General features: G+C 68.6%; 27 protein-coding genes. 15 read left to right on the top strand and 12 right to left on the bottom strand.

Annotated elements, in window-relative coordinates; all coding sequences use genetic code 11:
- Positions 1–97: 97 nt before the first annotated feature.
- The 3 genes from HD557_RS03890 (at position 98) to HD557_RS03880 (ending at position 3,052) form a co-directional block, all read left to right on the top strand.
- A complete protein-coding gene (locus HD557_RS03890; RefSeq protein WP_196872871.1) occupies positions 98–1,249 on the top strand; it encodes a hypothetical protein in 1,152 nt (383 codons plus the stop codon).
- Positions 1,250–1,396: 147 nt separating this feature from the next.
- Entirely contained in the window at positions 1,397–2,494 is a 1,098-nt protein-coding gene (locus HD557_RS03885; protein ID WP_196872870.1) for an ATP-dependent DNA ligase, read from the top strand.
- 33 nt (positions 2,495–2,527) lie between these two features.
- Entirely contained in the window at positions 2,528–3,052 is a 525-nt protein-coding gene (locus HD557_RS03880) for a hypothetical protein (RefSeq protein WP_008361160.1), read from the top strand.
- A gap of 198 nt (positions 3,053–3,250) precedes the next feature.
- Here HD557_RS03880 and HD557_RS03875 read toward each other — a convergent pair whose 3' ends face one another.
- Positions 3,251–4,336 carry a DNA polymerase domain-containing protein gene (locus tag HD557_RS03875; protein WP_196872869.1) on the bottom strand — a complete coding sequence of 362 codons (1,086 nt, stop codon included), beginning with the start codon at positions 4,334–4,336 and terminating at the stop codon, positions 3,251–3,253.
- Positions 4,337–4,477: 141 nt separating this feature from the next.
- Between HD557_RS03875 and HD557_RS03870 the strand changes: the two genes are divergently transcribed.
- The 3 genes from HD557_RS03870 to HD557_RS03860 all read left to right on the top strand — a co-directional run bounded on the left by HD557_RS03870 (position 4,478) and on the right by HD557_RS03860 (position 8,059).
- Positions 4,478–5,743 carry a hypothetical protein gene (locus tag HD557_RS03870; protein ID WP_196872868.1) on the top strand — a complete coding sequence of 422 codons (1,266 nt, stop codon included), beginning with the start codon at positions 4,478–4,480 and terminating at the stop codon, positions 5,741–5,743.
- Between the two features lie 105 nt (positions 5,744–5,848).
- The gene (locus HD557_RS03865; protein WP_196872867.1) at positions 5,849–6,724 is read left to right on the top strand and encodes a DUF4349 domain-containing protein; all 876 of its coding nucleotides are present in this window, start codon (positions 5,849–5,851) and stop codon (positions 6,722–6,724) included.
- A 39-nt stretch (positions 6,725–6,763) separates the two neighbouring features.
- Positions 6,764–8,059, top strand: a complete 1,296-nt coding sequence (locus HD557_RS03860) for a GNAT family N-acetyltransferase (RefSeq protein ID WP_196872866.1) — start codon at positions 6,764–6,766, stop codon at positions 8,057–8,059.
- Between the two features lie 16 nt (positions 8,060–8,075).
- Here HD557_RS03860 and HD557_RS03855 read toward each other — a convergent pair whose 3' ends face one another.
- Positions 8,076–8,516, bottom strand: coding sequence for a cysteine dioxygenase (locus HD557_RS03855; protein ID WP_196872865.1), 441 nt, complete (start codon positions 8,514–8,516; stop codon positions 8,076–8,078).
- Positions 8,517–8,625: 109 nt separating this feature from the next.
- Here HD557_RS03855 and msrB point away from each other — a divergent pair, with 109 nt between their 5' ends.
- The 3 genes from msrB to HD557_RS03840 are packed head-to-tail and all read left to right on the top strand — an operon-like array spanning position 8,626 to position 10,652.
- A complete protein-coding gene (gene msrB, locus HD557_RS03850; RefSeq protein ID WP_008361154.1) occupies positions 8,626–9,030 on the top strand; it encodes a peptide-methionine (R)-S-oxide reductase MsrB in 405 nt (134 codons plus the stop codon).
- Between the two features lie 36 nt (positions 9,031–9,066).
- A complete protein-coding gene (locus tag HD557_RS03845; protein ID WP_269210699.1) occupies positions 9,067–9,762 on the top strand; it encodes a sulfotransferase-like domain-containing protein in 696 nt (231 codons plus the stop codon).
- On the top strand, positions 9,762–10,652 hold the full coding sequence (locus tag HD557_RS03840; protein WP_196872863.1) for an aminotransferase class IV: 891 nt from the start codon (positions 9,762–9,764) through the stop codon (positions 10,650–10,652). Before HD557_RS03845 ends, HD557_RS03840 begins: the two co-directional genes overlap by 1 nt.
- Positions 10,653–10,656: 4 nt before the next feature.
- On the opposite strand, the gene HD557_RS03835 is transcribed toward HD557_RS03840, so the two are convergent.
- Positions 10,657–11,475 carry a hypothetical protein gene (locus HD557_RS03835; protein ID WP_196872862.1) on the bottom strand — a complete coding sequence of 273 codons (819 nt, stop codon included), beginning with the start codon at positions 11,473–11,475 and terminating at the stop codon, positions 10,657–10,659.
- A gap of 25 nt (positions 11,476–11,500) precedes the next feature.
- Positions 11,501–12,271, bottom strand: a complete 771-nt coding sequence (locus tag HD557_RS03830; RefSeq protein WP_196872861.1) for an LLM class F420-dependent oxidoreductase — start codon at positions 12,269–12,271, stop codon at positions 11,501–11,503.
- Positions 12,272–12,375: 104 nt separating this feature from the next.
- Between HD557_RS03830 and HD557_RS03825 the strand changes: the two genes are divergently transcribed.
- Positions 12,376–13,659 carry a uracil-xanthine permease family protein gene (locus tag HD557_RS03825; RefSeq protein WP_196872860.1) on the top strand — a complete coding sequence of 428 codons (1,284 nt, stop codon included), beginning with the start codon at positions 12,376–12,378 and terminating at the stop codon, positions 13,657–13,659.
- Positions 13,660–13,665: 6 nt separating this feature from the next.
- Here the strand turns inward: HD557_RS03825 and HD557_RS03820 are convergent, their stop codons facing one another.
- The 4 genes from HD557_RS03820 to hemQ form a co-directional block, all read right to left on the bottom strand.
- Entirely contained in the window at positions 13,666–14,364 is a 699-nt protein-coding gene (locus HD557_RS03820; RefSeq protein ID WP_196872859.1) for an Imm52 family immunity protein, read from the bottom strand.
- A gap of 83 nt (positions 14,365–14,447) precedes the next feature.
- Positions 14,448–15,041 (bottom strand): Tox-REase-5 domain-containing protein, encoded by a 594-nt coding sequence (locus tag HD557_RS03815; protein ID WP_008361140.1) that lies wholly within the window; start codon positions 15,039–15,041, stop codon positions 14,448–14,450.
- 9 nt (positions 15,042–15,050) lie between these two features.
- The gene (locus tag HD557_RS03810; RefSeq protein ID WP_196872858.1) at positions 15,051–15,758 is read right to left on the bottom strand and encodes a WXG100-like domain-containing protein; all 708 of its coding nucleotides are present in this window, start codon (positions 15,756–15,758) and stop codon (positions 15,051–15,053) included.
- Between the two features lie 154 nt (positions 15,759–15,912).
- Positions 15,913–16,632, bottom strand: coding sequence for a hydrogen peroxide-dependent heme synthase (hemQ, locus tag HD557_RS03805; protein ID WP_008361137.1), 720 nt, complete (start codon positions 16,630–16,632; stop codon positions 15,913–15,915).
- Between the two features lie 58 nt (positions 16,633–16,690).
- On the opposite strand from hemQ, the gene HD557_RS03800 reads away from it, so the two are divergent.
- The 5 genes from HD557_RS03800 to HD557_RS03780 all read left to right on the top strand — a co-directional run bounded on the left by HD557_RS03800 (position 16,691) and on the right by HD557_RS03780 (position 20,599).
- Positions 16,691–17,611: an alpha/beta hydrolase gene (locus HD557_RS03800; protein ID WP_196872857.1), complete on the top strand. Its 921-nt coding sequence runs from the start codon at positions 16,691–16,693 to the stop codon at positions 17,609–17,611.
- Positions 17,612–17,808: 197 nt separating this feature from the next.
- Positions 17,809–18,105 carry a flagellar protein FlgN gene (locus HD557_RS03795; RefSeq protein WP_196872856.1) on the top strand — a complete coding sequence of 99 codons (297 nt, stop codon included), beginning with the start codon at positions 17,809–17,811 and terminating at the stop codon, positions 18,103–18,105.
- Between the two features lie 16 nt (positions 18,106–18,121).
- Entirely contained in the window at positions 18,122–19,330 is a 1,209-nt protein-coding gene (locus tag HD557_RS03790) for a hypothetical protein (RefSeq protein WP_196872855.1), read from the top strand.
- On the top strand, positions 19,330–19,971 hold the full coding sequence (locus tag HD557_RS03785; RefSeq protein WP_196872854.1) for a hypothetical protein: 642 nt from the start codon (positions 19,330–19,332) through the stop codon (positions 19,969–19,971). The genes HD557_RS03790 and HD557_RS03785 overlap by 1 nt, the downstream gene beginning before the upstream one ends.
- Positions 19,964–20,599 (top strand): protein TPRXL, encoded by a 636-nt coding sequence (locus HD557_RS03780; protein ID WP_196872853.1) that lies wholly within the window; start codon positions 19,964–19,966, stop codon positions 20,597–20,599. The genes HD557_RS03785 and HD557_RS03780 overlap by 8 nt, the downstream gene beginning before the upstream one ends.
- A 1-nt stretch (position 20,600) precedes the next feature.
- Here the strand turns inward: HD557_RS03780 and hemG are convergent, their stop codons facing one another.
- The 4 genes from hemG to HD557_RS03760 all read right to left on the bottom strand — a co-directional run bounded on the left by hemG (position 20,601) and on the right by HD557_RS03760 (position 23,856).
- Positions 20,601–21,905, bottom strand: a complete 1,305-nt coding sequence (hemG, locus tag HD557_RS03775) for a protoporphyrinogen oxidase (RefSeq protein WP_196872852.1) — start codon at positions 21,903–21,905, stop codon at positions 20,601–20,603.
- A 33-nt stretch (positions 21,906–21,938) separates the two neighbouring features.
- Complete coding sequence (locus HD557_RS03770) at positions 21,939–22,229, bottom strand: ribosomal protein L7/L12 (protein ID WP_196872851.1); 291 nt, start codon at positions 22,227–22,229, stop codon at positions 21,939–21,941.
- A 116-nt stretch (positions 22,230–22,345) separates the two neighbouring features.
- Complete coding sequence (locus HD557_RS03765) at positions 22,346–22,849, bottom strand: flavin reductase family protein (protein ID WP_008361120.1); 504 nt, start codon at positions 22,847–22,849, stop codon at positions 22,346–22,348.
- A gap of 26 nt (positions 22,850–22,875) precedes the next feature.
- Positions 22,876–23,856, bottom strand: coding sequence for an ABC transporter substrate-binding protein (locus HD557_RS03760; RefSeq protein WP_196872850.1), 981 nt, complete (start codon positions 23,854–23,856; stop codon positions 22,876–22,878).
- Between the last annotated feature and the right edge of the window lie 4 nt (positions 23,857–23,860).

The raw sequence follows: 23,860 nt of genomic DNA, 5'->3' as shown, positions 1-23,860 counted from the left end.
GTGTCCTCAGCCGCGCTGACCAACAACAGGTAGGGCGCTCAGCATTCGAGATGCCGACATCAGCGCCGCAGCAGGAGGCGGCCATCAGGGAGAGGGCGTGACCGCCATGAAGGAACACAGCGCCAAGAATAGCGGCCAGGCGCAGATCGAGCGGTTGGTACGGAGTGTATGCGGGTCACTGCTAGACGACCTCATATTCTCCATGCGCGACCACCTCACCCAACCCGGGATGTTGCCACCTGGAGATGACATCTCAGTGAGGCAGCCTGCCCTCGTCCTTGCGTTTGACCAATGCGCACGTCGGCTCAAGGAACACCTCGCGGCCATGCCGCTCAACGAGGTATCCGAGCTCCGGGATTGGTTACCGTGGCATCTAGCCGAGGTGGAGGACCGACACTTGTTGGCCGCGATCCTAGAGGTAGCCACCCTGGATGGCTTCTACAACGTTGATCCTGCCGTCTTCTCTGCCGCCGACCCGCTGGATCGCCTCTACCTGAACCATCCGGAATTGGCGACCCACACCGACAAGGATGGTCTGCTTCGCGTGGCCAACTACAACGCACAGCCGCAGGTGCTGTTCCATGGGGGCTCAGCGGTTCCGTATCACCCATTCTTGCGCCGTCACTTCGACGGCAACGTCAATGACGAGCTCATCCAAACTTTGCTTGGCGTCGCGTCCAACGGAACGGCGGCCCTGAGGCTGGCGCTAAACGAGCAGCATTTCATGGCCGCATCAGCATTCTCCGCCTACTTCGAACGCGACCACTGGTGGGGCCCGCCACTCTCACGCGAGACGCTTGACAATCGTCACCACGTCGGAGTCACCGTACACGGCGATCCCAAATCTGGCCTTATGCACGAGTACCCCCGTCTATACGTCGATTGGTCGATGAACAAGGAGGGGCAGAAGGTCGTCCAAATCGAAGAACTTTCGGATCATCCTGGTTCAAGTCGAGCTGGACTACGTCTCGTGCGGTATCTGCACGCGATCCGCGATATCGAGCAAGGCTTCTTCATTCACTGCGACGGCGCCGTCCGTGCATACACCAACGAGCAGTACGAGATTCGCACGAGCAAGAATTACATGACGGGCCGTGAGTCAGCCGCGCGCTACCGAAAGGTGTTTCGCATAGACGGCATCATCGACACTGATGCCTGGAGCAACATCGCAGTTCGATGGTTTCGTGGAAACCTGCTCATGAAGGAGTACCTGGATGGCCTTGCAGCCGAGGCCGGAGGTGGTCAATAGTCGCAAAGCACCCCGTCGGCTAGCTTGAGTTTGCGTACACTGCGTGCGTCTCAAACTGGGATCGAGAAGCCTGGCCCGATCAACTTCATTTCCGCAACGACAGTTGCATGAGTGGACGATCTCGTCTACAGAACTAGAGTCCTGATCATGGACCTCCCTGTGATGCCGCCGATCCTGCCGATGCTCGCGAAGCCCGCGAAGGGCGTGCCGACCGACGGCGGCTATGCGTTCGAGCCGAAGTGGGACGGCTTCCGGTGCATCGTGTTCAAGGACGGCGACGAGGTGGAGCTGGCCTCGCGCAACACCAAGCCGCTGACGCGCTACTTCCCCGAGGTGGTCGAGGCGATGCGGAAGGCGCTGCCGGAGAAGATCGTGCTCGACGGGGAGATTTTCGTGGCGATCGGCAACCGGCTCGAGTTCGAGGTGCTGCAGCAGCGGATCCACCCGGCCGCGTCCCGGATCACGCTGCTGGCGGAGGAGACGCCCGCTGCGTACGCCGCCTTCGATCTGCTCGCGATCGGCGAGGAGAGCTTCGTGGAGAAGCCGCTGACCGAGCGACGGGCGGCGCTCGAGGAGATCTTCTCGACCGTGACCTCGGACAACGTCCATCTGTGCACGACGACGACCGACCCCGCGGTCGCCCAGGACTGGTTTACCAGGTTCGAGGGCGCCGGGCTGGACGGGGTGATGGCCAAGCCGCTGGACGCGCCCTACTCCCCCGACAAGCGGACGATGCTGAAGATCAAGCATTCGCGTACGGCCGACGTGGTCGTGGCGGGCTACCGCGAGCACAAGACCTCCACGCCGGAGAAGCCGCTGCTGGGGAGCCTGCTGCTGGGCCTGTACGCACCCGGGGAGGACGGTCGGCCGGAGCTGCAGCACATCGGGGTCTCGGCCTCCTTCACGGCCGCGCGACGCGCCGAGCTGTGGCAGGAGCTGCAAGAGCTGGTCGTCCCCATCGAGGAGCACCCGTGGGGCCGCTGGCAGGAGTTCCTCACGGCCAACCCGGACCGGGTTCCCGGCACCCAGAGCCGCTGGTCGCAGGGGAAGGACCTGTCCTTCACCCCGCTGCGCCCGGAGCGGGTGGTCGAGGTGGGCTACGACCACATGGAGGGGCGCCGGTTCCGGCACACCGCGCAGTTCAAGCGCTGGCGCCCCGACCGCGACCCGGAGTCGTGCGGCTACGAGCAGCTCGAGGAGCCGGTGGCGTACGAGCTGTCCGAGGTGCTCGGAGCGCCCCGCTAAACAGCACCGTTAAATCCGGCTAGTGTCGGAGACATGAGCTACGACGTCGTACTCCTGGTCGAGCAGGCAATCACTCTCGACGACGCGACCCGGGTCCACTCCCTCCACGAGGGAGTCGAGGACCCGGTCTACCACGTGCTGCTGCCCCTGGAGGACGCAGCCGCGCGGATCGAGTCGGCGATGGGCACGCTCAGCGCTGCCGAATACCTGGGCTCGGCCATGATCATGAACGAGATCGACCTCGACGCGGTGCGCGAGGAGGCCAAGGAGGAGGCCGAGAAGGCCCTCGCCCAGACCCTGAAGGTCCTCAAGACCTCGGGCGCCTCCGCCCACGGCGAGCTCGTCCAGGACCCGGTCAAGGCGCTGCGCGCCAAGGTCGCCGCGGTCGACGGCCGGGAGGCGATCATCATGACCCGGCCGCACGTCGTGGCCGAGTTCTTCCACGTCGACTGGACCCACCAGGCCCGCCGACACCTCCACGTCCCGGTGCTGCATCTGATCGAGCACGAGAACTTCGACGAACAGGCCGGCGAAGGCGAAGGAATCAACGGAATGTGAGGCGGATCGCCTCCACTACCGCGAAATCCGCAAAAGTGATAGGCGCCACATCAAAGGTTACCGCTCTGTTACCGGCTTCACGTGGCAGTTGTAGCCTGCAGTCGCCTAGGATCTTGGGGTCCGCTGTTCCGGGGGGATCCAGCGGACTGAAGTGCCTGCTCGTGCGATCGGGGGATCCGCGCTGAGCGGGCACTTCTACTATGTGTCGCCGATCCGGTTGCCCTGCTCGTCCCAGTGGGACGCGACCTTCTTGCTCGGCTGCACGCGCGGCGGCTCGCCCGGCATCTTCGGGTAGTCGGGCGGAAAGTTGAGCTCGCCCCCGGGCAGCTTCTCCCAGAGCTCGAGCAGCGGCGTGAGGTCGTACGCCTCGTCGTCGATCTGCGCCCAGCGGTCGCCGTCGGCGAGGAAGTCGGGGACGGTGAAGAGGTTGAGCTCGCGCGGATCCTTCAGGTCGGCCAGCTCCTCCCAGGTGAGCGGCGTGGAGACCGGGGCGCCGGGCTTGGGGCGCAACGAGTAGGCCGAAGCGATGGTCCGGTCCCGGTTGTTCTGGTTGAAATCGACGAAGACCCGCTCCCCGCGCTCCTCCTTCCACCACGCGGTGGTCACTCCCCCGTCGCGGCGCTCCAGCTCGCGACCGAAGCCGATCGCGGCGTGGCGCAGCTCCTCGAAGGTCCACTCGGGCCGGATGCGTACGTAGATGTGGACGCCGCGGTTTCCGCTGGTCTTCGCGAAACCGCGCAGGCCGAGCTCCTCCAGGGTCTCCCGGGCGACGCCGGCGACCCGCACGACGTCGGCGAAGTCGGTGCCGGGCTGGGGGTCGAGGTCGATGCGCAGCTCGTCGGGGTGGTCGACGTCCGCGCGGCGGACCGGCCAGGGGTGGAAGGTGAGGGTGCCCATCTGGGCGCACCAGACCGGGATCGCAAGTTCGGTGGGGCAGATCTCTCGCGCCTTACGCCCGCTCGGGAAGGTGATCTCGACCTCCTCGAGGTAGTCGGGCGCGCCCTTGGGCGTGCGCTTCTGGTAGAAGCCGTCGCCCTCCTTGTCGGTGGGGCCGGTGGCCAGCTTCATGCCCTCACGCCAGCCGTCGGGCCAGCGCTCCAGGGCGGTCGGGCGCTCGCGCAGCGCCCGCATCAGCGGTTCGCCGACCGACGCGAAGAACTCCGCGACCATCAGCTTGGTGACCTCAGGGGTGCGGTCGGTCGGCTCGTAGATCACCCGGTCCGGGCTGGAGATCCGCACCTCGCGCTCGCCTGCCTGCACGTGTGCCGCCGGTGTCTTCGCCATGGCGCCAACCTAACCCGCCCCAGGCCCCTCCCCCAGCGAAATCGCCCGGCCGACTTCCGCAACTCACTGGCCAGTACGTCTCGAGACCGGCATGATCCGCTCCAACGTACGGCGACTGCCACGATCTCGGAGGACCCCCACATGTCGACTCGAACCACGGCGCTGACCGCCGCCACGGCGGCCCTGGCCGCCGCCATCTCCCTCGGCCTCGCCGGCGCGCCCGCGACGGCGGGCGCCGCTCCGGGCTGCGGGACCGTCGCCTCGCCCGACATCCGGGTGGAGCACACCCGGCTCACCAACCCGGCGGTCACCGACATCCTGGCCCGCTCCGGTTTCGACGACGTCGCCGGCGCGGTGCGGGCGGCCCTCTGCGAGGCGCGCGACAGCAAGACCGCGACCGCTGCGGCACGGCTCGCCGGCAAGGCGCTCTGGCAGCGAGCGGTCGATCGCGTGCAGGGCCGCGGCGACGCCGGCGGCGACCTGCCACGCAGCGACGACCGGCCTCTCTACTGGGCGCGTCTCGCCGGTGAGCTCGAGATCGCCCGGGTGGCCCCGGGCTTCCCGACCTGGTCGGAGGATGCCCGGCGCAAGGTGGCGCAGGCCTTCGACCGGGCCTCGCGGGGCATCGACACGACCCGGTTCAGCGGTGGGCAGCAGGGCAGGCAGCGGCAGGTTCTCGCCTCCGGTTTCGACCCGTTCACCCTGGACCGCAACATCCGGCAGTCCAACCCGTCCGGCGCGACAGCGCTCGCGATGGACGGGCGCGTCGTCCAGACGGCGAAGGGCGCCGTCGAGATCCAGGCCGTGGTGTTCCCGGTGCTGTGGGGACCGTTCGCGCAGGGCACCGTCGAGCGCGCCTTCCTGCCGCACCTGGTCCCCGGCAAGCGCGACGTGGACACCGCCGTCACCATCAGCCAGGGGCGCGCGGGCCGTTTCGACCTCGAGGTCTGGAACGGCGCCCACCGCGGCACCTTCCCCGACAACGACCGGGTCAGCGTCAACGAGACGATCCCGATCCCCGAGGACGTACCTCGGACCGACCCGCAGCCGCAGTGGACCCGGACCACGCTGCCGGTCGAGGCGATGAAGGCGGCCGTCCCAGGCACCTTCCCGGTGAACATCAACCGGGTCATCACCGAGATCCCGGCCGGATCGACCACACCGGTCACCCGGGAGGACCCGACGCCGGGCTCCACGGCGGTCGCCGGTGGTGGCGGCGACTACCTGTCCAACGAGTCGGCCTACCGCACCACTGCCCTCCGCGACGCGCTCGAGGCGGACACCAAGCAGGGGCACATCCACGTGCCGGTGCTGTCCGGGGACTCCAGCGGTGAGCCGCTCGCCGACATGCGGGCCGACATCGTCTCCCAGACCCTCGCCCTGGTGGTGGCGGCAGCGACGAACTGAAAATAGCCCGAAGAAACCAGCCGGATCCCGCACCGTTTCCATGCCCCCGGGCGTACTGAGAGCATGAAACCAGCAAAGGTCAGGCCTATCTCGGGTGCGGCCCTTGTGATTGTCAGCATCTTCGTCCTCGGCGCGTGCGGCGGGTCGGACGGTTCCGGAGAGTCCGCCGACGCCGGCTCGGCTCCGGTCGAGTCGTTGGCCGATACATCGGCCGGGAAGGCGGCCGGTCCGGAGATGGCCGAGCAGGATGCGGATGCGGCGGCACCGAACCAGGCCGTCGTGAAGCCATCGATCATCTCCACCGGCTCCGTCTCGCTCAGCGCGAAGGACGTCGGAAAGACGCGTACGCAGGTGCAGCACGTCACCGACAAGTACGCCGGACAGGTCACCGAGCAGGAGACCAGCGACAGCGACGACGACGGTCCGCGCTTCGCCCGCATGGTGCTGCGGATCCCGTCGAAGTCGTTCGACGACGCGATGGCCGACCTCGAGGACACCGCCACCCTGGTCGACTCCAACACCACGACCACCGACGTCACCACCCAGGTCGTCGACACCGAGGTGCGGGTGAAGAACGCCCGCACCAGCATCGAGCGGATCCGTACGCTCCTCTCCCGCGCCGAGCGGATCGGCGATGTCATCTCGATCGAGTCGGAGCTCGCCCGGCGCGAGGCCGACCTCAACTCGCTGCTGGCCCAGCAGGCGGCGCTCGAGGACCAGACCTCGCTGTCGACCATCACCGTCAGCATCGATCGCGTCGGCCCCGGCGGCTCCGGCGACGACGACCCCGGCTTCCTGGCCGGGCTGGGGGCCGGCTGGGACGCCCTGGGCGCCTCGGCCCGTGTCCTCGCGGTCGCCCTCGGCGCCATCATCCCGTGGACGCCGGTCGTGCTGCTCCTGGCCGCGCCCGTCTGGCTCCTCTCCCGGCGCCGGAGGCAGGTGGTCGCGACGGCGCCGGCCGCCGGCCCGGCGGAGGAATAACCGGTCGAGATCGGGGTGCCGACGGCGTACGTTCTGAGCATGAGCGCGCTCGAGCACCCCGGTCTCGTCTTCCGCAGCCTCGACCCGTTCGACGGGGACGAGGCCCAGCTGAAGGGTTGGTACGAAGCCACCCGGCGCGGCTTCCACCAGTCGCGCGGCAACGACGACGGGATCCAGGTCTGGCGCGACCACACCCGCGCCGACTCGGTGACGCTGCTCGGGGCGTGGACGGAGAGCTCGGAGTTCTCCTCGGCCACGATCCCGGTCGCGACGTTCTCCTCCTGGACCGCACCGGTCAACGTCGGCGGTGGCGCCAGCCTGCCGACGCTGCTGATCAGCGACGTGACCGTCTCCCCCACCCACCGGCGCCAAGGGCTGCTGCGCAAGCTGATGACCGTCTCGCTCGCCGACGCGGTCGCGGCCGGGGTGCCGCTGGCGGCGCTGACCGTCTCGGAGGGCTCGATCTACGGTCGCTTCGGGTTCGGCACGGCCACTCACCTGCGCCAGATCGAGGTCGACGTGACCTCCAAGTTCCGCTTTCGCCCGGAGGTGCCGACCGACGACGGCTCGGTGACGCTGATCGAGCCGGGCGAGGCCTGGAAGACGGTCGCCGAGATCTACGCGACGTTCCAGGAGCGCACCCGCGGCTCCGTCACCCGGCCGCAGTTCTACGAGCCGTGGCTCTCCAGCGCCTACGACTTCGACGGCGACTCGAAGGGTGAGTCGAAGCAGCGCGCCGTGCTGCACCTGGACGCCTCCGGCACTCCGGACGGCTACGCGATCTACAAGACCGCCGACGAGCGCAACGACTCCGGGCTGCGGATGGCCCGGGTCGTCGACCTGGTGGCGCTCACCCCGGCGGCCTACCTGCGGCTGTGGCGGTTCCTCGCCGACATCGACCTCGTCGAGCGCGTCGGCTGGCGCCGGGCTCCGCTGCAGGACCCGCTCTACTGGGCCCTCGCCGAGCCGTTCGCGGTCAAGAGCGCCGAGCTCGACGACATGCTGTGGCTGCGCGTGCTCGATGTCCCGACGGCCCTGCAGGCCCGGCCGTGGTACGCCGCCGGCGAGATCGTCCTCGGCGTGGACGACCCGCTCGGGCACGCCGACGGCGCCTGGCGGATCACGGTCACGGACGGTGTCGCCGAGGTGACCCGCACCGATGCCGCGCCGACCGTCGAGCTGGCCGCGGACACCCTCGGCGCCCTGTATCTCGGCGGCGTCGACGTACGCACCCTGGCGGCCGCCGGCCGGATCACCGGCTCGCCCGAGGCGATCGAGACCTGGGCGGCGATGGCCGACGGCGGTCCGCTGCCCTACTGCATCACCGGCTTCTGACCGGCCCCCAACCAGCTCAGTCGCGCCCGGGCTCGGCGCCGATCAGAGTGATTCGGTCACCGCGAAAGTGGTAGTTGTGCATCGCGTCCAGCCGCGGTGCGTACGCGTGCAGGCTGAGCGCCGGGCGCGAGGTGACGTTGCGTACGTCATGGACGTGGCCGGCGGCGTGTGCGCGGGCATCGCCGGGGCCGACGTCGGCGAGCTGCAGGCCGCCGAGCCAGTTGTGCTCGACCAGGCTGCCGGTGAGCACGGTGAAGGCGGTGGTCGCGGTGCCGTGGTCGTGGAAGCCGGTGCTGGCGCCGGGCGCCCAGGCGATCAGCCACACCTCGACCGCGTCGTCGCGGTGGAGGAGGTGGAACTCGCGCCCGGTCTCGGGCGGCTGCACCTGCGCGATCAGGTCCTCGTCGGCGTAGGTGCGGATGGCGTCCAGCAGGGGCTGCGTGGCAAGTGCGTTCATGGTGGCCTCCTCCAGAAGCGTCGTACGTTTAAGTATAGTAGATCACTCTACTTTAGCAATGGCTCTGACAATGGCGGGCTGCTCCCACCCCAGACGTACCATTTCAACCATGGGTTACAACGTGGAGAAGTCCGACGAGGAGTGGCGGGCAGAGCTGACGCCCGAGGAGTACGCGGTCCTGCGCCAGGCGGGCACCGAGCGGGCGTTCACGGGTGAATACACCGACACCGAGACCAAGGGCGTCTACTCCTGCAAGGCCTGCAAGGCCAAGCTGTTCGAGTCGGACACCAAGTTCCACTCCGGCTGCGGCTGGCCGTCGTTCTACCAGCCGATCAGCGACACGATCGAGTACGTCGAGGACAAGTCGCACGGGATGGACCGGGTGGAGGTCCGCTGCGCCAACTGCGGCTCCCACCTCGGCCACGTCTTCCCCGACGGCTACGGCACCCCGACCGGCGACCGGTTCTGCATCAACTCGATCTCGATCTCGCTGGAGCCCGCGGACCAGGCCTGATCCGGCTAGCGTGGCGCCGTGACAGTGCGGATCGCCATGTGGTCAGGCCCGAGGAACCTATCCACGGCGCTGATGCGCTCGTTCGAGAACCGGCCGGACTGCACGGTCGTCGACGAGCCGCTCTACGCCGCCTACCTCTCGGCGACGGGCCTCGACCATCCAGGACGTGACGAGGTGCTCGCCTCCCAGCCGAACGACTGGCGGGTCGTGGCCGAGGAGATCACCTCCGGTCCGGTCGGCTCGGAGGTGCAGTACCAGAAGCACATGACCCATCACCTGCTGCCGGAGATGGACCACGGCGCCTTCGCCGGGCTCTCGCACGCGTTCCTGGTCCGCGACCCGGAGCGGGTGCTGACCTCCTACGCGAAGGTCCGCGAGGAGCCGACGCTCGAGGACCTCGGGCTGCCGCAGCAGGTGGCGCTCTTCGAGGAGTTCGGCGGGCCGGTGGTCGATGCCGCCTCGATCCTGGCCTCGCCGAGGGCGGCTCTCGTCGGGCTGTGCGAGGCACTGGGCATCGGGTTCGACGAGGCGATGCTGTCGTGGCCGGCCGGGCGCCGCGACTCCGACGGCGTGTGGGCGCCGCACTGGTACTCAGGCGTGTGGGCATCGACCGGCTTCGCGGCCTCCTCCCCCGGCGCGGCCGATCCGCTGCCCTCGCGCCTGGCGCCGCTGCTGGAGCGCTGCCTGCCCTACTACGATCGCCTCGCCCCCTATGTCATGAAAGTTGACTGATGCTGCAGACATACGACCCCCGCAACGACGACATCCAGGTCTGGATCAACGGCGAGCTCAGCCACCGTCTGGAGGCGCGGATCTCGCCGTTCGACTCGCTCGCCCAGGGCGGTGACGGCGTCTGGGAGGGCTTGCGGCTCACCCGGGGACGGATCTTCAAGCTCTCCGAGCACCTGCTCCGGCTGCGGCGCTCGGCGCGGGCGATGGCCTTCTCCGACATCCCGTCCGACGAGTTCATGACCCAGGCGATCCGCGAGTGCCTGGCCGCCAACGCGATGCACGACGACGTCCACATCCGGCTCACCCTCTCGCGCGGCGTGAAGGTCACCTCGGGCATGGACCCGCGGCTCAACCAGTCCGGCCCCACGCTGATCGTGCTGGCCGAGTTCAAGTCGCCGGTCTACGACGACTCGGGGATCACGCTCGTCACCGCTGCCCAGCGCCGCCCGCGCGCCGACATGCTCGACCCGAAGATCCACCACAACAACCTGATCCCCTCGATCCTGGCCAAGGTCGAGGCCAACAACGCCGGCGCCGACGACGCGCTCATGCTCGACGACGCGGGCTACATCGCCGAGACCAACGCCACCCACTTCTTCCACGTACGCGACGGGGTGCTGCGCACCTCGACGACCCGGGCGTGCCCCGAGGGGATCACCCGCGCCACCGTCCTCGAGCTCGCCGCCGAGCTGGGCCTGCCGGTGGACGTCGGCGACTTCTCGCTCACCGACGCCCACACGGCCGACGAGGCCTTCGTCACCGGCACCATGGGCGGCATCACCCCGGTGGTCTCGCTCGACGGCCGCCCGATCGAGCGCGGCCCGGTGACGCAGCAGCTCGCCAAGGCGTACGCGGACCTGCAGGCGACCTCGGGGACGGTCGTCGCCTGACGCCTCACCCCACTCGCTCGAAGACGGCGCCGTCGAGGACGACCGTGCCCTTGCCGTACGTCTCGTCGAGGCGCTCCTGCAGACCGCCGTCGCCGATCAGCACCCGCAGGTGGACGACACCACGCGACAGACCGCTGCTGACGTGGTGCGGCTGGTCGGCGAGCTCCTCCTGGATCTCGCCGAGCTCCTCCTGCGACACGGTCGCGCGCGAGACACAGAGCATCCCGCCCCAGGTCTTGCGCAGCTCCTTCTCGGCCGCGGCGGGGTCACCGGTGACGCGTACGTTGAGGATGAGCTTGCGCGGGTCGTTCATCGGGCTCGCCACCCGCGTCTGGTCGAGCCACAGGTCGCTGTAGCCCGGCAGCCGTTGGGCGGCGGCGACGGTCGCCTCCTGGGTCTCCATCGTGGTCCGCTCGGGATCGAGCACCTTCCAGCCGCCCTCGGGCTCCGGGCACGGGCTGCTGAAGTCGATCTCCTCGACCGGCGGAACCGACGCGTCGGCGGCCGGCACCGCGTCGGTCACGGCGAACGTCGTGTCGCCGAGCGTGCCCGTGACCTGGAAATCACCCCAGCGCGTGCCCGCGTGCTCCTCGTGCTCGGGATGGTCGGCCCAGTCCCAGCCGGTCATCTCGAGCCCGTCGCACTGCGGCGGCATCGACTCCGCGATCGCCCCATAGCACAGCTGCGGGCCACCGCCGTCGTCGAGCACCGTCACGGTGCCCGTCGAGCGGACGGTGCCGCTCCCAGTGGCCGGGTCGAGCACCCGGTCGTTCCCACATGCGCTCGCCGCCACCAGGAGCAGCACCCACCCATATCGCCACATGTTGTTATGACGGCCGAGGCGGGGCCTACGTTGCGCTGCCCTGGCCGTCGCGCCAGGCGACGAGCTCCTCCAGGAACGAGAGGTCGTAGTCGGGGCCGTTGACGCCGTGGGTGAACAGCGTGGCTCCGGCGTCGGCGAACTCCTTGGCCGACTCGACGTCGCTGACCTCGACGGAGATCTCGATCTCGGAGACGTCGCGGCCGACGTTCTTGCAGTGCTCGGCGAGGATGCCGTGCTTGCGCTCGAGGGTGGGGATGTCGGAGAAGGAGTGCCAGATGTCGGCGTGCTTCGCGACGTACTTCAGGGTCTTCTTCTCCCCGCCGCCACCGATCATGACCGGGATCTTCCGGACGGGCGCGGGGTTGAGCTCGGACCAGCGCTTCTCGATGCGCGGGAGCGCCTCGCCGAGCGCGTCGAGGCGGGAGCCGGCGGTGCCGAAGTCATAGCCGTACTCGGTGTAGTCCCGCTCGAACCAGCCCGACCCGATGCCGAACAGCAGCCGGCCGTCGGAGATGTGGTCGACGGTGCGGGCCATGTCGGCGAGCAGCTCGGGGTTGCGGTAGGAGTTGCAGGTCACCAGGCAGCCGATCTCGACGCGCGTGGTCTGCTCGGCCCAGGCGGCGAGCATCGTCCACGCCTCGAAGTGCTTGCCGTCGGGCTCTCCGTAGAGCGGGTAGAAGTGGTCCCAGTTGAAGATCACGTCGACGCCGATCTCCTCCGCGCGGCGCGCGGCGTCGCGGATCTGGGCATAGTCGGCGTGCTGGGGCTGGATCTGGACTCCGATGCGGATGGTCATGTGTCCAACCCTACGGAGCGGCTGGCTTTCGTCCTCGCGTGAATCGGCCCTATCGTTCGGCAGGCGGCGGATCGTGCCGTACGAGAGCTGAAGAGGGGTGCGAGATGCGACTCGGGTGGGACCTGCACGAAGACGGCAAGAACGTACGCGAGGGGGCGATCGTCAAGCCCGGTGAGCGGCTGAGCTGGCCCCGCACGATCGGCTTCGGCGGCCAGCACGTGGTCGCCATGTTCGGCGCCACGTTCCTGGTGCCGCTGCTGACCGGCTTCCCGCCGACCACCACGCTGTTCTTCTCCGGCGTCGGCACGCTGCTGTTCCTGCTGATCACCCGCAACCGGCTGCCCAGCTACCTCGGCTCCTCCTTCGCCTTCATCGCGCCGATCGGTGCCGCGATGGGCGGCGGCGGGATGGGCGCTGCGCTCTTCGGCATCCTGGTCACCGGCGCACTGCTGGCGCTGGTCGGCGTGATCGTGATGGTCACCGGCACCGGCTGGATCGAGGCGCTGATGCCGCCCGTGGTGACCGGCGCGATCGTCGCGCTGATCGGTCTCAACCTGGCCGGTGCCGCGACCAACAACGTGGTCGGCGGTGACCCCGCGAAGCCCGACAACGGCGCGGTGCTGGTCGCCGCGATCACCCTGGCCACCGTGCTGGTCGTCGCCGTCGCCTTCCGCGGACTGATCGCTCGGCTCTCCATCCTGGTCGGCGTCGTCGTCGGCTACATCGCCGCGCTGCTCCTGGGCCAGATCGACACCTCGGCGTTCGAGAAGGCCGCCTGGTTCGGGCTGCCGTCCTTCACCACGCCCGACGTGTCCTGGTCGGTCGTGCCCATGTTCCTGCCGGTCGTGCTCGTCCTCGTCGCCGAGAACGTCGGCCACGTACGCAGCGTCGCCCACCTCGCCGGCGACGACACCATCAACCGCGAGACCGGCCGGGCCCTGTTCGCCGACGGCCTCGCCACCACCATCGCCGGTGGCTTCGGCGGCTCGGCGACGACGACGTACGGCGAGAACATCGGCGTCATGACCGCGACCCGGGTCTTCTCGACGGCCGCCTACTGGGTCGCCGGCGTCGTGGCGATCCTGCTCTCGCTGTCGCCGAAGTTCGGCGCGTTGTTGAACACCATCCCGGCCGGTGTGCTCGGCGGCATCACGGTGGCGCTCTACGGCCTCATCGGCCTGATCGGTATCCGGATCTGGCTCGACAACCGCGTCGACTTCGCCGACCCGGTCAACCAGTTCACCGCCGCCGTCGCCCTGGTCATCGGCATCGGCAACCTGACCCTCACCTTCGGCGATCTCACCTTCACCGGCATCGCGCTGGGCACCATCGCCGCGGTCGTGATCTACCACGGGATGCGCGCCCTGGCGCGCCTGCGAGGTCGCTGACCCGGCTCAGAACTTGCTGCGCGTCGTCGGAGTGGGAGAGAAGGCGGCGCTCAGCCTGAGCACCTTGGCGAACTCGGTGGCCTTGTCGACGGACAGGAAGCCGTCTGCCTCGCCCGACCCGATGATGACGCCACCGTTGCCGAGCTTGGTGAGGTGCTTGTCCATGCCGCCCGGCAGGGCCTGCGCCCTGGCCTCGGAAAGGTAGTTGAGATAGCCGAGCTTCGGCCCCGGCCTCCCGACCGGCTGCACCTCTGCGAGAGCGTCGGTGAAGGACCTCGAGGTCACGGCCGCCCAGTCAGGGTCCCAGGCAGAGACGAGCTCACGGAGGATCGGATCGGCGAGCGTGGCGATATCGGCACCTCGCCACTTCACCACAAAGCTGTTGCGCACCTTGGCAGACTCGACATATCCGCCGACGACAAAGGTGATGGCCGCCGTCGCGATTCGATTTCCACGAGCCCGATAAGACTGGCTGATTCCGACATGAGGAGCATCGGTATTCTCCCGAAATGCGGCGGATATCGCTTGCAGGGCAGTATCCCGCTCACCAAGCGAATTCCCGGGAAGCGCGGGCGAGGACCAGGAGACCGTCTCGCCGAGAACCTTGTCCAGGCCTGCGATGAATGCCACCAGCTCGTCTGCGACCTGCTCGGCAGTCTCCTGGCGTGGGCCCCAGAACCCTCGCGCGATCAGTTCTTCATCCACGGCCATGACCGTATCACCGCTCCTTCTTCGTATCGGCCGCCGTCCTCGGCGCCCACCGGGCTCTCCCTGTGATCACCTGCGCCTCATCCATTGCTCTTGGGCGCATTCCAGCCGTCCCAATCACCTGGCGGGTTGACGAACTCCTGGTGCCTGACCGAGATCGGGAGATCGAAGTCCTCGAACAGGGTCCGTGCCGCTTCCATGGCCTCTTTGTTCGAGAAGACCCACTCAACCGGGGTATCGCCCGCTGCGTCCACCTGCCGCAGGGCCTGATCCAGCCATTCCTTTTCCTTGGCACCGTTGGGATATCCCCACGAGTCGATCATCTTCCCGTATCCGTGCTTCGTCTCGATCAGCTTCCCATCGAGAATTCCGTCGAACTTGACCTCGTTGTCGAGCGATCCACGAAGAACGAATTCCAGCCCGTCGTCCTTGCCGGTCACCTGGCGCTCGAACTCGGCGCCGAGCTTCTGCTGGAGGAACTTGTGGTTCCTGTTGACGGGCCTCCACTCACCGGGGCCCAGCCTGCCGTCCAGGTCGCGTCGAGCATCCGCCTGCTTCCGGATGTTCTCGGCGACGTCGTCGGCGTTCTTCTTGAGCGAGTCCCCGACCTCGGTGAGCACCTCGCCCGCCTTGTCGAGGGCCTCCTTGGCGATGTCGCCGAGCTGCTTGGCCATAGAGGTCTCCTACGAGGCGAAGAGGGGAAGGGCGGACACTTCGGCGGCGAACGTGCGGCACAGCTCGTACTGGTCGGCGCCGCAGTCGCTCAGCGCGGTGGCGATCTGCTCCATCAGGTCGTAGCTGAGCTGGGTCGAGGCGGTCGCCTCCCCGTCGGTCACCAACGGTGCTTCCGCGATCGACATGGCGAGATCGGTGATCGTGCCGGTCAGCGGTTCGATCACCATGCTCGCCACCTGCCCGATCAGCTCCTCCATCGCGATGTCGGTCGCGATGTCGAGCGCCTTCTTCCGCACCGCGATGAGCGCGGCGTTGCCGGCCACGCTGAGGCCGGCGGTGACCACGGCGGTCGCGGCCGCCGCCGCGATCTGTGCAGCGGTGATCGTCAGCTCGGCGATCACCTTGACCTTCAGGCCGACGATCGCGTCCGCGAGCAGGTCGATTCCGGTGGCAACCTCGGGCAGGGCGTCGAGCACCGCGTCCATGTTGGCCGTGCGGTTCTCCGTCCACGCCCTGATCAGCGCGTTCACCGACTGAGCCGTGGCACCGTCACCGAGCTCGCTGACCCGCATCTCCAGATGATCGAGCGTGCCGCGAAGATCCGACTCCAGCCCACGCAGCAGCTGCGCGGCGTCGCGTACGGCATCTTCATCGACGTTCGGCCATTCATAGCCGAGCAGGTCGAGAACGAAATCCAGCTCCCCAGGGATCGTCATCCCCACGTCTCTGCCCTCCCAAGGTGTCACGTGGATGTCTCAGCAGGACGTGAAGGGATCGGCAAATCGACCCCGAGCACGAGCCACCGCGACGGACGAGGTTAGTGGAGACGTACGGGGGCCGACAGCGAATTTCAGAGACGCGACCGACCGGTCAGGGAAGGCGATCCAGGAGGTCGGCGATGTCGACGCGGGCGCCGGTGTAGAACGGCACCTCCTCGCGTACGTGGCGGCGGGTCTCGGAGCCGCGGAGGTGGCGCATCAGGTCGACGATGCGGGAGAGATCGTCGGCCTCGAAGGCCAGCATCCACTCGTAGTCGCCGAGCGCGAAGGACGGGACGGTGTTGGCCCGCACGTCGGGGTAGTCGCGCGCCATCTGGCCGTGCTCGGCGAGGAGGCGGCGGCGCTCCTTGTCGTCGAGGAGGTACCACTCGTAGGAGCGGATGAACGGGTAGACCGCGACGTAGTCGTGGGTGCGCTCGTCGGCGAGGAAGGCCGGCAGGTGGCTGCGGTTGAACTCGGCCGGGCGGTGCAGGGCCATCTGCGACCACACGGGCACCAGGCGGCCGCCGAAGGCGGTGCGGCGCAGGCGGTGGTAGGCCGACTGGAGCTTGTCGGAGGAGTCGGCGTGCAGCCAGAACATCACGTCGGCGTCGGCGCGCAGGCCGGCGACGTCGTAGGTGCCGCGCACCACGATGTCCTCCTCGGCGAAGGCGGCGAAGAGCTCCTCGACCTCGACCGCCTCGGCCTTGCGGTCGGCGTCGCCGAGGGTCTCCTCCAGGGAGAAGACCGACCACATCGTGTAGCGGATGGTCGCGTTGAGCTCGTTGATCTTGGCTGCGTTGGACTTGATGTCGGCCTGCGGGTCGGTCATGCCCCCATTTTGCGCCAAGGCAGGTCACCGGGTCCCCACCGGGCTCTATGGTGAGCCCATGCTGCCGCTGCGTACCCGCATCTTCGCCTTCCTCCAGGAGCGCCTGGTCAAGACGCCGCTGAACGCCGAGGAGATGATCGCCCTGCGCGCCCAGCGCGAGGGGCTCCGCACCGGCCCGGTCACCGCCTTCCTCTTCGGGCGCCCCGCGGACGTCGCGGTCAAGGAGACGTACGTCGACGGGCGCCGCTTCGTGATCTACACGCCTCCCGGCGTCGGCGAGGCCGCGCCGGTCGTCATCAACTACCACGGTGGCGGCTGGTGCCTCGGGACGCCGGAGCAGAGCGCGTGGGTCTCCTCTCACGTGGCCGCGGGCACCGGGTCGATCGTGGTCGCGCCGTCCTATCGGCTGGCGCCCGAGCATCCGTTCCCGACTGCCGTCGAGGACGCCTGGTCGGCGTTGGAGTGGGTCGCGAAGAATGCGGCCGACCTGGGCGGCGACCCCTCGCGGATCGCGGTGATGGGCGACAGCGCCGGCGGCAACCTGGCGGCCGTGGTGTCGCTGATGGCCCGTGATGCGGGCGGTCCCTCGGTGCGGGCGCAGGTGCTGATCTACCCGGCGGTGGAGATGTACGAGAAGTTCCCCTCCGAGGCCGCCAACGCCAACGGGCCGGTGCTCACCTCGACGCAGATGAGCACCTTCGGCCACCTCTACATGGGCGAGCGCTACGGGGACGAGTCCTGGCAGGCCTCTCCCCTGCGCGCCGCCTCCCACGCCGACCTGCCGCCGGCCCACATCATCACCGCGCTGCACGACCCGATCCGCGACCACGGCACCCGGTATGCGGAGGCCCTGCGTGCTGCCGGCACGCCGGTCTCGCTGGTCGACTACGACACCGCGTTCCACGGGTTCATGTCGCTCCCCGGGGTCGCCCCGGCCGCACCGGAGGCTCTCGCCGGGATCGTCGCGTTCCTGCGGTGAGATCATCGACAGTTTTCAACCATCGATTGGGAGTTTGTTAACCCTCCACGCCAGGCCGTGTTGTAACGTTCCACTCGGGTGTCCATCGCCAGGTTGTCTCGGGTTGTGCGCCACCTCGATCCCCCCATTCGCCCGCGGCTGAGAGCGCTTTCGCGTGTCCTCGACGAGCCCTGGGCACACCGGAAAGGCGTGGTGACATGGCAGACGTCTCCATCAAGATCGAGACCCTTGATCAGACGGTCAAGAAGCTTGATTCGATCATCGACGAGTTCGACCACGCCGTCGGCAACGCCGATGCGCTCGAAGGCGCCATCGGCAACCCGTTCCACCGTGGTGAGCTGCGCGGTCAGGCCGACGACTTCGAGCAGCGCTGGGACATGAAGCGCAAGGACCTCAAGGACGAGCTCTCCGACGTGCGGGACCACATCAAAGGCGTCGTCGAGGGATTCCAGAACTGGGACAGCGAGACGGCTCTCCTGTTCCAGCAGAAATAGACGGATGGAGTGAGTCATGGATCAGTCACCCAAGGGTCGGGAGATCCAACCCCTCACCGGCGACTCGGCGGTGATCGTCGCTCGCGGCAACAAGATCGAAGAGCTCGGCGTGCAGATGTCCGAGGCGGCCACCGTGCTCGAGCAGATCGCCACCGGTGAGCTGGCCGACGGCCAGATGCAGGGCAAGGCCGTCGCTGAGCTCCAGGACAAGATCGGGTCCTCCTACGAGACGTTGCGGGAGGCCAGCGAGCTGTACACCCCCGTCGGGCCCCTGATCGCTGCGTACGGCACGAGTCTCGGCGAGCTCCAGGCCAAGATGGGCCCGTTGGTCGACTCGTGCACGGACAAGTGGGCGACCTACGAGGCGCTCCCGGGAGACCGCGAGGCCGACGACGAGGAAGGCCAGGCCAAGGAGACCGCTTACAACGAGTGGCACGACGACGCCGAGAGCTGGGATGCCCAGTACGACACCTGGGAAGACGCCTACGACCTCGCGGTCAACGGCATCGGCAACGAGATGGCCGGCAGCATCAAGGACGGCTTCTGGGAGATCTTCGGCTTCCTCATCAACATCCTCGAGGTCATCGCCATGGTCTTCATGATCGCCGGACTCTTCCTCGGTGGCATCGTCGCCGTCATCGGATTCGCCCTCGGAGCTTTGGTGCTGATCGGCAAGATCGTCCAGGCGTCAGCAGGCAAATGCGAGGTCACGGATGTGCTCTTGGCAGTACTCGCCGTTCTTCCCTTCGGAAAGCTCGGTCAGATCGGCAAGGCCTGGGGCCAGTTGGGGAAGGGTGCCGCCTCCGGCGGAAAGACCGCCGGCGCGGCCGGACGAGGCTACGGAAACTTCGCTCTGAAACGAGCGGTGCCGCTGAACCCACCTCCCGTGAATGTCACGTTCGGCGCCAAGTTCAAGACCGCGCTCTCCATCTCCACCGGCTTCAGGGAGGTGCCCCGCACCAGGGCTGCTTGGATGGCCAACCCGTTCAAGCCCCCGAAGGACATTCCCGTGGGCATCATGAGCGGCTCCGACATCGCTACCGGGATGGCGATCTTCGGTGCGGTGCGCACAGGGACCTGGGCCCAGAAGGTCGGGGCCGGCTTCGACGGGCTCAGCGGCCTGGGCAAGTGGGCAGGCGAGTGGTACGGCACCACCTCGACGAGCCGGTCGCTGAACGAGCGGCGCACCCATGACCAGCAGAGCGCACAGCCCTCGGAGGGATGATGCCGGAGACATGGCACGCTGAGATCGCCCAGCCGTCGGAGCGATGGATCTGGGTCCCGAACTCGGGCGAGCTCGACGCCGCGGGTGCGGAGAGGTGGGTCGAGGACGTACTCGCCTCCCTCCGCGACACCTGGGACGGCGAGTGGACCGACGAGGTCGACCCCGACGCGCGGGCCCTGCTCGCGCACCACCTCGCCGACGACCTCCACCCCGGGACGCTGGCCTCGATGCTCCACTGGCCGCTGCCCGCGCCGGTCGTCAGCCGGGTGCGGGTCGTACTCGGGGGCGGCGAGCCGACCTCGGCCGAGGAGTGGCGGCAGGAGGGCTTCGACGTCGATGAGTACGCCGGGGCCGCTCTCGGTCCCGGACTGAGATGTCTCGCGTCCAAGACCGGAGAGCTCGACGGTGAGGCCGTCGAGTTCCTCACCGGAATCTTCGTCTTCTCGACGCAGGAGATCAGCGTGATGGTCGTGGTCGAGGCAGGCGCACCCGAGATCTTCGGTCTCACCATCGCGGACATGCCGCTCTTCCTCGCCGAGCTCGAGGTCGTACGCCCCGATGGCACCCCGTTCTCGGCAGAGCCGGTCCCCGGTATGCCGAGCGACCCGTTCGACGTCTGGGAGGACTCGTCCTTTGTCTGAGGCAGCATCAGCCCCACAGTCCTCGCTACGCGAGATGCTCGGTGGCGCCAAAGAGCCGGAGTTCCAGCTGAGGCTGCTCCCCGGCTGGGAACGACACTCCCCGGATGAGGCCGACCGAGCCGCGATGGACGCGGCGTTGAAGAAGCGCTTCATGAGCATCAACAGGCCCGAGCTCCACGCCTCCATGCGTGCCCAGCTCGATCAGGCGTACGCACTCATGAAGCAGCAGCAGGTCAAGGCCTACTTCGCTGCCACCGCGCCGACCGACAGCCTCGCCATCATCCCCGGCGCGATCGTCGCGACGACGTTCCACGCCCACAGCGGCGGGACCCTCGACACCCACGTCGCCGCGTTGATCCGTGACCACGGCGCCCAGCCGCTCTTCGGGGACAAACGGTTCATCCGCTACGAGCGCGAGTCGACCCGGACCGCCGAGGGCGACGAGGCCGTGATCGTGACGTCGATCGTCTACATGACCCCCGTCCCCGGCTCGAAGCGGCGCCGGGGGCTCCAGCTGACCGCGACGCTCGCCCGGCCGATGGACATGGCCGCGACCGACGAGAAGTTCCTGGCGTGGAAGCTGGCTCTGGACGTCTGCGTCTCGACCCTCCGGTGGGTGCCGGCCTGAGTCAGCTCAGGTCCTCGGCGGCTCGGTGCGCCGAGGCGATCGTGGCCGGGATCCCGACGCCGTCGTAGGAGGCGCCGGCGAGGGTCAGACCGGGCACCGCGCGGAGCCCCTGGCGGATCCGGGCGACCCGGTCGAGGTGACCGACCGGGTACTGCGGGAGCCCGTCGGTCCAGCGCTGGACGTGCACGTCGGTCGGTGTCGCCGTGATCCCGACGATCTGCTCGAGGGCCGCGAGGGAGTCGGCGACCAGACGGTCGTCGTCGTCCGAGGGCGGCTCGCCGTGACGCCCGATAGAGGTGCGCAGGTAGTTGCCGCGCTCCCCCACCCACGCCCACTTGGCGAAGGAGAAGGTCGAGGCCTTGATCGCGCACTCCTCCACCGGTGGGACGAGGAATCCCGACCTGCCAGACAGTTCCGCGGGGAGCTCGGAGAAGGCGAAGGTCACCACGGCGACGCTGGCGGTCTCGATCGCGGACAGCTCGCGGGCGACCGAGGGGGCCGTCGAGCGGAGCAGTTGTGCGGCCACCGGAGCGGGAGTCGCGACCACTACGGCATCGGCGGCTTCCACCTCGTCGCCGGTCTCGATCAGGAATCCCTGCGGGGTCCGGGTGACGGTGTCGACCGGGGTGTTGAGCCTGATGTCGAGGCCCTCGGCGAGGGTCGTGGGCAGCCGGGACATGCCGCCGTCGATGCCTGCGAAGACCGGCACGTCGGAGGTCGGCAGCGCGGCGGCGGCCTCCAGCAGCGACCCCTTCTCGGCCAGCATGAACAGCTGCGGCGCGGCCGCCTTCACCGAGATCGCGCGGGCGTGGCCGGCGTAGACCCCGGCGAGCAACGGGTCCGCGAGCCGATCGGCGGTCTCGTCCCCGAACCGGGACGCGATGAAGTCGCCGACGGAGATGTCCTCGTCCGTCTTCGCCGGTGGGAGCGTGGGTTCGCGGCGTACGACCTCCAGGGTCTCCTCGGAGAGGAGACCGGCCGACTCCAGCGCGGGCAGGTCGAGGGGTACGCCCATGATCGAGCGCGGGATCGGCCGCAGCGCGCCGCGCGACCAGATCGAGGACTTCGCGTCGGTCGGGTGCACGATCTCGAGGCCGATCTCACGAGCGAGGGACACGCCCTCCGGCCGGCGGTTGAGCATCGCCTCGGCACCGACGTCGACCAGGTGTCCGGCGACGGACTCCCCGCGGATCTTCCCTCCGACCCGGTCCGAGGCCTCCAGCACCGTGACCCGGTGGCCCTTCAGCGACAGGTCGCGGGCCGCGGTCAGTCCGGCGATCCCTGCTCCGACGACGATGACACGCACAGGAGAAGTCTCGCACCCTGACGATGACCTGGGTCAGCCGAGCCGCTCGACCGCGTTCTTGGCCTCGACCAGGCCGACGCCGGTCGCCTCCCGATAGACCTTGATCGCCTCGATCTTCTTGCCCGCGCGCACGAGCGCCACCACCTCGTCCTGACGCGGCACCGGCGGCTCCTCCAGCCCCGCGTGCTTCAGGAGCAGGTCGACCTTGTCCTCGAGCCGGTTCAGCCGGCGGGTGAGCTCCATGCGAGTCCTGCTCGACGAGGACTCGATCACGAGGTAGAGCAGAACCAGACCGACGAGGGCTACGACTCCGAAGACATCCACAGTCGAACCCTAGTGCCGAGGCGTCACCCCCGTCGGCCGAGCCGGCACCGCAGTGCCGACTCGGCCGACGTATGTGACGTCTCGGCCGACGTACGTGACGCCCCGGCCGGATCGGGTCAGCTGGCCAGCTTTCCGAAGTTGGAGCGGTGGAAGACCAGGGGCTGGCCGGCGCCGTGGTCGGCGGCGTGGAGCTGGAGGAGTACGACGATGTGGTCGCCGGCCTCGACCTCGCGGTAGACCGTGCAGTCGAAGCGAGCCAGGCCCTCGTCCAGGGTCAGCGCCCCGTCGACGGTCTCGCTGACGACCAGCCCGTCGAAGCGGGAGTCGACCGGACCGGCGAGCTGGCGGCAGACCTCGCCGTGGTGCTCGGCGAGCACCGTGACACCCAGGTGCGAGGAGCGGCGCAGATCGGGCCAGGTCTTCGACGTCCTGGCCACCGAGAAGGACACCAGCGGCGGGTCCAGGGACACCGAGGTGAACGAGGAGGCGGCCAGGCCGATCGGCTTGCCGTCGACCAGAGCCGCGACCGCGACCACACCCGTCGGAAAGACCCCGAACGCCTTCCTCAGTGCCTGCGGATCCAGATCCTGGTTGGTCGTCAGCGGCGGTACGTTCGTCATCTCTCGTCCTCTCGTCGCGATGTCATCTACTCGATGAGCCCGGGCTCGACGACCGACGTGAAGTCGACCTTCTCGGGGATCTCGCCCGCCTCGAAGAAGGCATCGGCCAGCTGCTGCTCGGAGGCGATGTGCTCCTCGGTCACCGGGCCGACCACGGAGGCCTTCTTCGCTGCCACCTCGCTGGTCGTCGAGACCGGGAGGCCTGACTCCGAGGCCCAGCCCTCACCCCACTTGTCGGGGTTCTGCTGTGCCCACTCGAAGCCGTCCCTGACCAGGCCGACGAAGTGCTCGATCGACCCGCGGGTGTCGGTCTCCTCCAGCGAGGCGGCCGAGGCGATCTCGAAGGCGAGGTACGGGTCGGTGGTGCCGCCCTCGTCCGCCGTGATGTCGACGGCGCCGTCCTCGTTGACGGCCTGGGTGACGAACGGGTCCCAGATCGACCAGGCGTCGACCTCGCCGGCCTGAAACGCCGCCAGCCCCTCGGCGGGCTGGAGATACTGCGGATCGACGTCGTCGAGGGTCAGGCCGGCCGACTTGAGCGCCAGCAGCAGGTGGCCGTGGGCGGAGGTGCCCTTGCCGACCGCGATCCTCTTGCCCTTCAGGTCGGCGGAGGACGTGATGTCCGACCCCTTCGGGACCAGGATCGAGTCGGTCTTCTCGTCCTGCTCCTCGACGGTGGCGACGACCTTGAAGTCGGCTCCGGCCGCGGCACCGAAGATCGGCGGGGCCGAGCCGACCCAGGCCACGTCGATCTGGTCGGCGGCAGCGGCCTCGATGATCGGCGGCCCAGCGGTGAACTCCGACCACTCGATCTCGTAGGGAAGGTCTTCCAGGAGGCCGGCCTGGGTCAGCACGGAGCGGATGCCGTCCTTCTGGACGCCGACCCGTAGGACCGGCTTGTCCGCGTCGGCCGAGCCGGACGAGCCGCAGGCGGCCAACGCACCGCCGAGCAGGACGAGCGCGGCCGGGGCCACGAGGAGACGCGTCAGGATGCTGTGTGGGGACACGGTA

Origin of the sequence: Nocardioides luteus (assembly GCF_015752315.1) — a bacterium.
Taxonomy (GTDB): domain Bacteria; phylum Actinomycetota; class Actinomycetes; order Propionibacteriales; family Nocardioidaceae; genus Nocardioides.
The sequence above is the reverse complement of the archived record's forward strand: the minus strand, read 5'-3'. Positions and strand labels throughout refer to the sequence as shown.